At 73.5% G+C, this 11207-nt stretch carries 11 protein-coding genes; 7 read left to right on the top strand and 4 right to left on the bottom strand.

Annotation, left to right across the window (positions count from 1 at the left end; translation table 11 throughout):
• Nucleotides 1-52: 52 nt before the first annotated feature.
• The 3 genes from ACSNOD_RS21745 (at nt 53) to ACSNOD_RS21735 (ending at nt 2542) form a co-directional block, all read left to right on the top strand.
• Complete coding sequence (locus ACSNOD_RS21745; protein WP_436768680.1) at nt 53-322, top strand: acyl carrier protein; 270 nt, start codon at nt 53-55, stop codon at nt 320-322.
• Nucleotides 319-1104, top strand: coding sequence for a 3-oxoacyl-ACP reductase FabG (gene fabG / locus ACSNOD_RS21740; RefSeq protein WP_436768679.1), 786 nt, complete (start codon nt 319-321; stop codon nt 1102-1104). Before ACSNOD_RS21745 ends, fabG begins: the two co-directional genes overlap by 4 nt.
• A 211-nt stretch (nt 1105-1315) precedes the next feature.
• Nucleotides 1316-2542, top strand: a complete 1227-nt coding sequence (locus ACSNOD_RS21735; protein WP_436768678.1) for a serine hydrolase domain-containing protein — start codon at nt 1316-1318, stop codon at nt 2540-2542.
• Nucleotides 2543-2613: 71 nt separating this feature from the next.
• On the opposite strand, the gene ACSNOD_RS21730 is transcribed toward ACSNOD_RS21735, so the two are convergent.
• Both ACSNOD_RS21730 and ACSNOD_RS21725 read right to left on the bottom strand, forming a co-directional pair.
• On the bottom strand, nt 2614-4866 hold the full coding sequence (locus ACSNOD_RS21730; RefSeq protein ID WP_436768677.1) for an FG-GAP repeat domain-containing protein: 2253 nt from the start codon (nt 4864-4866) through the stop codon (nt 2614-2616).
• A gap of 248 nt (nt 4867-5114) precedes the next feature.
• Nucleotides 5115-6500: a helix-turn-helix domain-containing protein gene (locus tag ACSNOD_RS21725; protein WP_436768676.1), complete on the bottom strand. Its 1386-nt coding sequence runs from the start codon at nt 6498-6500 to the stop codon at nt 5115-5117.
• 262 nt (nt 6501-6762) lie between these two features.
• Here ACSNOD_RS21725 and ACSNOD_RS21720 point away from each other — a divergent pair, with 262 nt between their 5' ends.
• Nucleotides 6763-8016: a DegT/DnrJ/EryC1/StrS family aminotransferase gene (locus ACSNOD_RS21720; protein WP_436768675.1), complete on the top strand. Its 1254-nt coding sequence runs from the start codon at nt 6763-6765 to the stop codon at nt 8014-8016.
• Nucleotides 8013-8471 (top strand): NUDIX hydrolase, encoded by a 459-nt coding sequence (locus tag ACSNOD_RS21715; RefSeq protein WP_436768674.1) that lies wholly within the window; start codon nt 8013-8015, stop codon nt 8469-8471. The genes ACSNOD_RS21720 and ACSNOD_RS21715 overlap by 4 nt, the downstream gene beginning before the upstream one ends.
• Nucleotides 8472-8559: 88 nt before the next feature.
• Here the strand turns inward: ACSNOD_RS21715 and ACSNOD_RS21710 are convergent, their stop codons facing one another.
• Nucleotides 8560-9066 (bottom strand): MarR family winged helix-turn-helix transcriptional regulator, encoded by a 507-nt coding sequence (locus ACSNOD_RS21710; protein WP_436768673.1) that lies wholly within the window; start codon nt 9064-9066, stop codon nt 8560-8562.
• A gap of 213 nt (nt 9067-9279) precedes the next feature.
• Here ACSNOD_RS21710 and ACSNOD_RS21705 point away from each other — a divergent pair, with 213 nt between their 5' ends.
• On the top strand, nt 9280-10326 hold the full coding sequence (locus ACSNOD_RS21705; protein ID WP_436768672.1) for a hypothetical protein: 1047 nt from the start codon (nt 9280-9282) through the stop codon (nt 10324-10326).
• Nucleotides 10327-10345: 19 nt separating this feature from the next.
• Here the strand turns inward: ACSNOD_RS21705 and ACSNOD_RS21700 are convergent, their stop codons facing one another.
• Entirely contained in the window at nt 10346-10558 is a 213-nt protein-coding gene (locus tag ACSNOD_RS21700; RefSeq protein ID WP_436768671.1) for a hypothetical protein, read from the bottom strand.
• Between the two features lie 112 nt (nt 10559-10670).
• Between ACSNOD_RS21700 and ACSNOD_RS21695 the strand changes: the two genes are divergently transcribed.
• Nucleotides 10671-11021, top strand: a complete 351-nt coding sequence (locus tag ACSNOD_RS21695; protein WP_436768670.1) for a hypothetical protein — start codon at nt 10671-10673, stop codon at nt 11019-11021.
• Nucleotides 11022-11207: the final 186 nt, after the last annotated feature.

The following is an 11207-nucleotide window of genomic DNA, read 5'->3' as shown; positions in this document are numbered from 1 at the left end:
GCACACCCCCGTACGCCCCCCGCATGCCCCAATTCACCCGAAAGGAAATGCCATGTCCGTTCAGACCGGTACCGCTCTCGACCTCGAGGAACTGCGCGCCCTGGTCGCCGGCGCCCTGGAACTGCCCGTCGAGGAGGTCACCGACGACGCGCGCTTCAAGGAGGACCTGGAGGTCGACTCGCTGATCTCGCTGGAGATAGCCGTCCGCCTGGAGGAGCGCTACGGCGTCAAGGTCGACGACGCCGAACTCGCCGAGCTGGGCTCGTTCCGCAAGGTCGGCGAGCTCGTCCGGGCCCATGTCGACGGCGGCTCCCCCGCATGAGCGCCGCGACCGGCACCGGGCGCGCGGAGCCGGGCGCGCCGCCGACGGGCCGGCCGGTGGCCCTGGTCACCGGCGGCTCGCGCGGGATCGGCCGCGCCGTCGTGACCCGGCTCGCCGAGGACGGTTACGACGTGGCCTTCTGCTACCGGTCCTCCTCCGACGCCGCCGAGGCCACCGTCAAGGCGGCCGCGGCGGCCGGCGCGGCGGTGCTCGCCCGGCAGGTCGACGTCGCCGACCACGAGCAGGCCCGGGAGTTCGTGACCACGGCCGAGAAGGAGCTCGGCCCGCTCGCGGCCGTGGTCACCTCGGCCGGCGTCACCCGGGACCGGCCGCTGGCCCTGATGACCGGCGAGGAGTGGCGGGAGGTGCTCGACACCAACCTCGACGGCACGTACAACATCTGCCGCGCGGCCGTCTTCCCGCTGATGCGGCGGCGCAAGGGGGCCATCGTCACCCTCTCCTCCGTCGCGGGCATCAACGGCAACGCGACCCAGACCAACTACGCGGCGTCGAAGGCGGGCATCATCGGCTTCACCCGCTCGCTCGCCAAGGAGTGCGGCCGGTACGGCGTGCGCGCCAACGTCGTGGCCCCGGGGCTCATCACCACGGACATGACGGCGCAGCTGACGGAGGACGCCACCCGGCATCTGATGGAGCACATCCCGCTGGGCCGGCCCGGCGCGCCGGAGGAGGTCGCGGACCTCGTCTCGTACCTCCTCTCGGAGCGGGCCGCGTACATCACCGGACAGGTCGTCGAGATCAACGGCGGTCTCTCGGTCTGATCCCGCCCGGAGCCTGCGGTCCGCCCGGCGACCCCACGGGGCGCCGGGCGGCGGCACGCCCGGCGGCCGGGCCGTGGGCGACGGCCGCGTGAAGCCCGCCGGCCGGCGGGAACGGTCCCGGGCCCGCGATGCGGCATGCGTCACGTTTCCGATCACCGCGCCGCGCGGATGGCGTGTAATCAGATGCGCACCGTTCGAAGGGAGTTACCTGATGTCATCCGCAACCGGCCTGCGCCGCGGCCTGATCGGCCTGGCCCTCGCCACCACCCTCGGGGCGACGACCCTGGCGGGCACGGCCGGCGCCGCCACCGCGTCCCCGGCGGCCCCGCACGCCGCCGCTCCGCACGCCGCCGCTCCGTACGCCTCCGCCCCGGCGGCCGACACCTGGTCGCACGCCGCGACCCGGAAGGCGCTCGACGGCCTCGTCAAGGCCGGCATGCCCGGCGTGGCCGCCGAGGCCCGCACCCCCACCGGCTCCTGGTTCGGCTCGGCCGGCGCCGCCGACACGGCCACCGGCCGCGAGCGCACCGCCCAGGACCACTTCCGCGCGGGCAGCATCACCAAGACGTTCATGACCGTCGTCCTGCTCCAGCTGGAGGCCGAGGGCAAGCTGGACATCGACGACTCGGTCGAGAGCAAGCTGCCGGGCCTGCTCCAGGGCAACGGCTACGACGGCAACAAGATCTCGATACGCCAGCTGCTCAACCACACGAGCGGGGTGGCCGACACCGTCGAGACGCCCGAGTGGCAGCAGACGATGAACGGCGAGGGCTTCCTCAAGAACCGCTACCAGACGAGGACGCCCGAGCAGTTGGTGGCGATGGCCACCAAGTACCCGCCGCTGTTCGCGCCCGGCACCGGGTGGCACTACTCCAACACCAACTTCAACCTCGCCGGCATGATCATCGAGAAGGTGACCGGCAACACCTACGCCAAGGAGGCCGAGCAGCGCGTCATCAAGCCGCTGGGGCTGCGGGAGACGTCCTTCCCCGGCACCCGGCCGACGCTGCCGAGCCCGCACCCGATCGGCTACTCCAAGCTGTACGTCCCCGACCCGGGCCCGACCGTTCACGACGCCACGGAGTACAACCCCAGCTGGTCCGGCGCCACCGGCGAGCTGATCAGCACCAGCGGTGACCTGAACCGCTTCTTCGGGGCGCTGCTGCGCGGCAAGCTGCTGCCGCAGCGGCAGATGGACCAGATGCTGCAGACGGTGGAGACGGGCCAGCACTACCGCTACGGCCTCGGCATCATCCAGCGGACCCTCTCCTGCGGCACGCAGGTGTGGGGCCACGACGGCGTGGTCTGGGGCTCCCTGACCGGCGCGGCGAGCACGCGCGACGGCAGGCACACGCTCGCCTTCAACATCAACGGTGACTGGCTCACCGAGGAGGCGCCCTTCGAGAACGTGTTCAAGGGCGAGTTCTGCGGGGCGTAGCCGCCCGGCGGTGACGGCCCGCCGCCCGCTGTCCCCGGTCGTCGCGTGGGACAGCGGGCGAGCCCCCGTAGCTAGGCGATGTGGTTGAACGCGGTGCCCTCGCCCGCGTACAGGGTGGTCGTCCGACGGCTGAACGGGGCCGTCGGCGAGCCGGTCGAGCCGTAGACGTACGTGCCGCCCGGGCCGTACGCGACCAGGTCGGGGCGGCCGTCGGCGGTGACGTCACCGGCGCCGACGAGGTGGGAGAAGGCGTTCCAGCCAGCGCCGATCCTGACGCGGGTGGTGAAGTCGCCCGCGCCGTTGCCCTGGTAGAGCCAGAGGACGCCGGAGGTGTCGCGGGCCACGAGGTCGCCGGCCGTGCCGCCCACGATGTCGCCGACGGCGGTGATCTCGTTGTAGATCTGCCAGCCGCCGCCGACCCGGGTGCGGGGTGCGAAGGGGGCGGACCAGCTGCCCGTGCCCTTGTAGAGCCACAGGACGCCGGAGGTGTCGGTGGCGAGGAGGTCGGGCCGGCCGTCGCCGGTGAGGTCGCTGCCGGCGGTGATCTTGTCGTAGATCTGCCAGCCGCCGCCGACCTTGGCGCGGGGCGCGAAGGTGCCGTCGCCCTTGCCCAGGTACAGCCAGAGGACGCCGGAGGCGTCGCGGGCCACGAGGTCGCCCGCCGGGGCACCGGCGATGTTCCCCGTGGCCTCGATCCGGTTGTAGATCTGCCAGCCGGCGCCGATCCTCGTCCGCTTGGCGGTGGTGTCCCGGTCGCCCGACGGCCAGTCGAAGAGGTCGTCCCGCCACAGCACGCCCGAGGCGTCCCGCGCGAGGACGTCCGTGGAGCCGTTGTCGTTGGCGTCGTGCGGGTTGGCCCGGCGCGAGACCTGGAGGCTCCCGGAGGCGGTCGCCGGGGCGCCGGCGCCGTCGGCCGGGGTGGCGGTGAGCTGCCAGGTGTAGGCGCCGTTGGGGGCGCTGATGCCGTCGAGAACGCCGTCCCAGGTGAAGGCGAAGCGGCTGCCGGTGGCCGGCCGGGCCAGGCGCCGGGTGAGCTTCGTGCCGGTGGCGGGGTGGGTGAGGGTGAGGTCCACGGTGGCGTTGGCGCGGGACAGCGTCCACTCCATCGGCACGGTGGTGCCCGGCTTCTCCAGGTCGACCGCGGTGGGGACCTTCGACTCGGTCACCTTGACGGCCGGGACCCGGCCCGTGGCCGCCACCAGCGTGGCGGTCGGGCGGCCGTCGTCCCCCGGCCAGATACGGAACAGCCCGTCGGCCTCGGCCGTGGCGCCGCGCACGAGCAGGCCGCCGTCCGGCGCGTGGGCCACGCTGGAGAAGTGCTCCATGAGCTTGTACGGCGCGGCGGTGGAGCTCTTGACGTTCCGGGCGTACAGCGGGCTCGGCGTCTCGTCGGCGGCCTTGCCCGGGACGCCGTAGAGCAGCGTGTCCTGGAGGACGCCGGCGATGACGGCGCCGCTCATGGAGCTGTCCAGGGTGTACGTCCGGTGGACGTACACCCCCTCCACGCGGAGCGTGGCGGCCCCGCTCCGGTACTCGACCCAGGACTCGTAGTCCGCGCTGAAGGCGCCCGTCGAGGCGTGGGTCCACGGGGCGGTGTTCGCGCTGCTGCCCTCCTTGACGGCCGAGTCCGGGTCGACGTTCCTGCGCGTCAGCCAGAACTCGGTCTTGCGCGTCGCCGGGCTCGGGAACACCCGGTTGCTGCTGAGCAGGAGCATGGCGTCGCTCGTGGCGGCGACGACCTTGAAGTCGAGGCCGTAGCCGCCGCCCAGGCGCAGCGTCTTCCTGGCGACGCCGTCGACCGGGGTGAGCTGCCACAGCTCGTGGTAGTCCGCGGTGCCCGTCGGAACCTTCACGAAGAGGTTCTCGCCGACCACGCCGACGAGCTTCGCGCCGGGCTTGAACTCGGCCGCGAGGTCGAAGGACGCGGACAGGGTGCCGCCTTCCCGCATGTCCCGCAGGAAGACCGTGCTGCCGCCGTCGCTGGTGACGACGGTGTCGGAGTGGCTTTCGTGACCCACGGTGCCGGTGGTGATCGGCAGCACCGAGCCGTCGGCGTACGCGCGCCACTCCAGGACCGTGGCGCCGGAGTCGTCCTTGCGGGACGTGAGGTAGCCGGTGTCACCGGTGCTGACGATCTCGGCGTCGAGGGGCAGGTTCGCCGCGGCGGTGGCGGTGGTGGCGGCGGTTCCGGCCACGGAGACGGCAGCGGGAGCGGAAGCGGCCGCGGCCCCGGGCGAGCCCAGAACGCCGGCGCCGACCGTCACGGCGAGCACGGTGGCGACACAGGCGCCGAGACGGCGTCGGGTGGTGCGTACGGAAGCCAAGGGGGTCCCTCCTGATGAGCCGAGCGGGTACGCACATCAGTGCGCACCGGCGGATCAGACGCGCGAGGAGGGACAGGGGTTGTACGCCCGCCGCCAACGCACGGCGAGGAACCGACAAGTAGCTCAGGGTGACGTTTTCGGGAGTGCTACCACTGGTTGTGGCCGGCAAGCCGGGCGAGATCGGCCCGTTCGGTCCGTGCGGCGTGGACGGGGGCGGTGCCGAAGAGGGGCAGGAACCGGGCCAGGGCTCAGGTGAGGACGCCGACGCGGGCGGCGAGGCCGCGGAGTTCGGTGGTGGTCCGTCCGGAGAGCAGCAGTCCGGAGACGAGGGACTTCACTGCGGGCCGGGCGTGGGTCTCCTCGGGTGCGTGGTGTTCGGCGGCCAGGAGGGCGCGGATGCAGTCATCCCGGTGGCTCAGGCGGGCGAATGCGGTGGCGATGTCGGTGTAGTAGCGGGCTCGGCGCTCGGTACTGGGCAGGCTCCCGGGCGCCACCTTCTTGGCCGCGGCGAGGGCGGCCGCGGGGTCGCCGGCGGAGTTCTCCGCGGAGACGAGGTGGAGCTGGACGGTGGTGGGGCTGAAGCCGCCGCCGTGGTCGCGCAGCACGGCGGCGGGGCCGAGCTTCCGGGCGATGGCGGCGGCCTCGGCGGTCAGCTCGCGCATGCCCGTGGTGTCGCCGGCGCGGGCGGCGGTGTAGGCGGCGGATTGAATCAGCAGGCCCCGCTGGGCCGTCGGCGTCGGCTCCCTGCCACGCAGGGCGGGAAGGTCGGCGGCCGACAAGGCGATGGACAGAGCCTGCTCATGCCAGTCGGCTTTGCGGGCGAGAACGGCGAGTTGTCGCGCGGCCTCGGCGACGAGCAGGGGTTCGCCGGCGGCTTCGGCGGCCTGGCGGGCGCGGTCGGCGGCCATCCATCCGAGCTGCTGCTCGTCGAGCTTGATCAGCATCCGGGTCGCCAGCAGATAGCCATGGGCCAGCAGGCCGTCGTCCTTGGCCTCTTCACCGGTGGCGCGGGCGTGGGCCAAGCAGATCAGACGGGGCAGCCGTACGGCGAGGCTGCCGTAGGAGCAGGCGTGGAAGTCGATGAAGGCCCGGGCCAGATCGGCACGCAGGAAGGCCGGAGACGGTACGGCGATGTCGGGGTGGAGGCCGAGCATGGCGTCCCGTACGCGCGCGACCAGGACCTCGCCGACAGCGGCGCCGTTGCCGGCAGGCTTGCTACCGCTCGGGAGGATGGGGGCGCCGACGGCCGCGGCGGCCGTGACCGCGAGGTTGGCCAGCAGCTTCCTGCGCCGCACCGCATCCTCCCCGCCTCCTGGACGAGCCGTCCCCGCCAGCCTAGGGCGCGGAAAGCGCGGGTAGGCGGCGGTTGGGCCGATCGCGCGCCCGTGCCGGACCTCGGGAGCGGCGATCAGGCCGAGGACCTGCGGCGCGATGCCGAGCGCGTCGGCGAAGCGCCGCAGTACGGTGACGTCCGTCAGCGGCGAGATGCCGCGTTCGTAGCGGGAGACCTGAGCGGCGGAGTAGCCGGTCCGCTTCCCCAGCTGCGCCAGCGTCAGCCCCTGCTTCTTGCGCTCCTGCCGGATCAGTTCGCCCAGGCTGCCGTCCCCCGCCGGCTGTGCCGCGTCCGCGTCCATACCGTCCCCCGCTCGCCGGGAGTGCGCCGCCGCACACCGTAGCGGCACCGGCCGCCTGCGGACAGGGGCTTTGCACCGAATGCAAACGGCGTTGCGGCTCACGGCAACGCCCCTGCCGCTGCCGGTGCGGTCGCGGTGTCCTGGACGGCACCGCCGCCAACCCCTCCGGCCCGGCCGAGCACCTTCCGCACGCCGCGTTCCTGGCCGCCGCCTACGCCTCCGCCGCCAGCCACCGCCCCGCCGACCCGAAGGAGTTCCTGGCATGAACGACTCCCCGCTCGCCCTGCTCGGCGGAACACCGGCCGTATCCGCCCCGGGCCCGCACTTCACGTGGCCGCCGATCACCGAGGCCGACCGTCAGGCCGTGGCCCGCCAACTGGAGTCGGCCGTCTCCATCCCGGACCGCTCCGGCGTCGTCGCCGACCTGGAGGACGCCCTCGCCTCCTACCTCGGCGTCCGGCACGTGGTGACCACCTGCACGGGGACGGCCGCGCTCCACTCGATGTACGCGGCCGCCGGCATCGGCCCCGCCGACGAGGTCCTCGTCCCGGCGCTCACCTTCCACGCCACCGCCACCCCACTCTTCCACCTCGGCGCCCACCCCGTGCTCGCCGACATCAACGACCGCGGCCAGCTGGACCTGGAGGACGCCGCACGCCGTATCACCGCCCGGACGAAGGCCGTCGTCGCGGTGCACCTGTGGGGGCTGCCCGAGGACATGGACGCGCTGATCTCCTTCGCCGACGACCACGAGCTCATGCTGCTGGAGGACGGCTCCCACGCCCACGGCGCCACCTGGAACGGCCGGCACACCGGCACCTTCGGCACGGCATCCGCGTTCAGCCTCAACGGGCCCAAGCCGCTGTCCGCCGGTGAAGGCGGCTTCGTCGCCACTGACGACACCGACCTGTACTACCGGGTGCTGCTGCACGGCCAGTACAACAAGCGGTGCCGCCGGGAAATCCCCGCGACCCACCCGCTCGCGCGCTTCGCCGTCACCGGCATGGGCCTGAAACTGCGCATCCACCCCCTGGCCGCCGCCCTCGCCCACACCCAGCTCACTCGTCTGGAGAACCACCTGGCCGGGCGCCAGGCGGTCGCAGCCCGGATGCGCACGGCACTGGACGGCGTGCCCGGCATCCGGGTGCCGCACGTGCCGGTCTCCGCCCGGCCGTCCTGGTACGCGCTGCCGCTGCGCTACGAGCCGGCCGAACTCGGCGGCCTGCCCATCGAGCGGTTCCTCGAAGCCCTCCACGCCGAAGGGGCCACCGAGGCTGACGTCCCCGGCTCGACGTGCCCGCTGCACACCCATCCGCTGTTCCAGACCCCCGGAGCCCTGCTGCCTGGCTACGCTGACGGCCAGCGCCAGCCCGCCGACACTTTCCCGGCATCCGACCATGTGCACGCCGCGACGCTGAAGCTGCCGGTGTGGCACCACGAGAACGACGTCGACCTCGCCGACGCCTACACCACCGCCATCACCAAAGTCGCCACCCACGCCAAGGACCTGCTGTGACCCCCTCGACCGTCACCCCCGACCTTCTGGACAACCTCGCCCGCACCGCCGCGCGCGACGGCATCGAGAAGACGGTCGTCGGCGCCGTCATCGCCGACCCCGCCGGCCGGGTGCTGCTACTGCACCGACCCGCCGACGACTACCTCGGCGGCCTGTGGGAGCTGCCCTCCGGCGGCGTCGAGCCCGGCGAAACGCTCATCGCAGCCCTGCGGCGCGAGGTCGCCGAGGAGACCGGCCTGACCGTGACCGCGGTCGGCGACTACCTCGGCCACTTCGACTACCACTCCGGCTCGGGCCGTCTCACCCGGCAGCACAACTTCACCGCCACCACCGCCGGGCAGACGGTCCAGATCAGCGAGCACGACGCCCACCAGTGGGCCGACGCCGGCCAGCAGGGACAGGTTTCCAGCGCCGTCCGGGCCGTCCTGGACACCTGGCGGAAGACAGCGGCCTGACCACGACCACACTCCGGCCGGGCGCCCGGCCGTACCGCCCCGGAGCGGCTAAGGGCCGGGGCCCCCGACCAACGACCACCGGCACTGCCTAGCCGCGGCGGCCCGTGGCGTTGTAGCGCTCCAGGTAGCCGGCGAGGCGTTCGAGGTCCGCGTCGTCCCAGTCGGTGAAGCGCTCGGCGAAGGCCAGGCTGCGGCGCTCCTGGGCCTCGCGCACCGCTCGCAGGCCCGCCGCCGAGGGGCGCAGGATCTGGCCGCGGTGGTCGTCCGGGTCGGTCTCCCGGACGAGCAGGCCGAGCCACTCCAGGGCGCCGACCTGTCGGCTGACGGTCGACTTGTCGAGCATGAAGTGGGCGGCGAGGTCCGCGCCCCGACAGCCGCCGCGTTCGACCATCAGGTCGAGCATGCTGAAGGCCACCAGCGTCAGCCCGGGGTGCAGCTCCGCCGCCTTCGCACGCGCGCGGCGGGCGAAGGCCGTCAGCTCGCGTTCGATCGCCCGGACCGCCCCTTCGCGGGGCGAGGGCGCCTCGCGGGGCGACGGCGGCCGGCCGGGGCCGTGCGGCCCGGCGGCGGGAGAAGAGGTGACGTCCGGCGACATGGGTGTATAGTACATCAATATTGGTTGCATTTGCCAACCCACTCCATCGCCCTGCGCGCCGCCACGACCCCGGCGAACCGGGACCGGAACCGGGACCGCACCGGCCCCGGCGAGGCCCCGGGACCGCGTCGAGCGGCCCCGGCGGGACTCCGGGACCGCGAGGACGGCAGGGCCGCAAGGACACCCCACCCGCAAGGCAAGGACCGCTCGCGCATGACCACCCCCGGCACACGGCAGACCCTCCGCCATGTCGTCGTCCATCTGCTCACCCCCCTCCTGATGTGCCTGGGCATGGGGCTCGCCTACGAAGGCGCGTTCCACCACCCCGCACCGCACCATCTGAAGGTCGCGGTCGTCGGCTCCGCGCCCGAGGCCCCCGCGCTGGCCCGGATGATGCAGAGCCGCGCCGGCGACGCCCTGGAGGTCAGCACCCTGCCCTCCCGGAGCGCCGCCGAGGACCGGCTGCGCGACCGCGAGCTCGTCGGCGCGTACGTACCGGACGCCGCGCACCCCGAGCTGCTCGTCGCCAAGGCCGGCTCCGACACCTCGGCGCTGGCCGCGGAGGCGGTCTTCCGCCCCGTGGCCGCCGGGCACGGCGCCCCGCTCACGGTCACCGACGTCGCCCCGCCGGGCAGCGGCGACCCCACGGGCCAGGGCCTGTTCTTCCTGCTGGTCGCGCTGAGCATCGGCTCGTACGGCAGCGTCGCGGTGATCGGCGGGGCCGGCGCGGGGCTGAGCATGCGCCTGCGGGCGCTCGTCGGGCTCGGCACGTCGTTCGTCGTCGCCGTCATCGGGATCGTCGTCGCCTGGCCCGTGTTCCACGTGGTCGACCACGACCAGGCCGCCGTCTGGGCCATGGCCTGGCTCTACTCCGCCGGCATCGTCACGATCGGCATCGGCCTGCACACCTTCCTCAAGCGCTGGACCACGCTGGGCATGATGGTGCTCTTCGTGATGCTCAACTTCACGACCGCCGGCGGTGTGTACCGCCCCGAGCTCCAGAACGGCTTCTTCGGCGCGCTGCACTCCTTCTGGAACGGCGCGGGCTTCCTGGAGGGCGTCCGCTCCGTCCTCTACTTCGACGGCGGCGCGGGGCTGCCGCGCCATCTGCTGACGCTGGCGCTGTGGCTGCTGGCCGGGCTGGCGCTGCTGGCCGTCGCGGGCGGATACGAGCGGCGGAAGCGCGCCGTCACGCGGGGCCGGCACGCCCGGGCGGAGGCCGAGGCGGAGGAGGAGATGGAGGAGGCCGTGGGCGTCTGAGGCGCCCTCCGGCCCCTGTTCACCCGCCGGACCAGTGGTCCGGGCCGCCGCCCCGCCACTCGATCAGCTCCGGGTCGTCCAGGGCGGCCGCGCCCTCCTCCAGGCCGGCCCTGCGCAGGAACTCCAGCACGTCCTCGGGGCGCAGCGCCCGGCCCACGTCGTGCCCGCGGACGCTGACCCGGCGCCCGCCGCTGGTGGGCGGGTGGACCACGACGGGCGGGTGTCCTGTCATGCGTCCAGCGTGCGGCCGCCCCGGCCGGGCCGCACATCGGCCTGATCCTTCCGGGAACCCGTCCAGGAGTCGTGAGCACCGGGCGACGAAATCGAACGGGCATACTATGCCCATGGCCGAATCCTTTCCCTTTCCTGATGACCTCCTCGCCGCACAGAAGGAGCTGCACCAGGTGACCGCCGAGCTGGCGGAGCTGTCGGCGCGGCTGCCGTGGTCCGTCGAGCCGATGCCCGGCTTCTCGGAGGGCGACGGCTGGCGCGCGAGGGAGCGGCCGGATTCGCCCGGGTGGACGGACGAGGAGAAGGCGGAGGTCGACCGGCTGCGCGAGCGGAAGCTGGAGCTGTCGTTCGCGGTCAGCGGCCACGCGTTCTGGAAGACGCTCGACACCGGCGCGGTCGTCAAGGCGCGGATGGCGCTCAAGCACGCCCACGAGCAGCCCGAGGACGACGCGGCCGGGCAGTGACGGCCAGCGCGGGGGTCGACCCCGCGAGAACCGGCCACTGGTCGCCGACCCCGTGAGGGTCGACCGCGCGGCGGCCGAAGGGCGGGCATCGGCCCCGTAGCCGTACCCCCTCCCCGTATCGGGTTTCGGCGCCTCGCCGAGGGGGCATGTCCATTGCCCCGGCCCCCCACACCGGGCCCCCTCGGC

It is taken from the genome of Streptomyces sp. URMC 123, assembly GCF_051386515.1.
In the GTDB taxonomy this organism is placed as follows: domain Bacteria; phylum Actinomycetota; class Actinomycetes; order Streptomycetales; family Streptomycetaceae; genus Streptomyces.
Note: the sequence above shows the minus strand (reverse complement) of the source record. Positions and strands in the feature narration are given on the sequence as shown.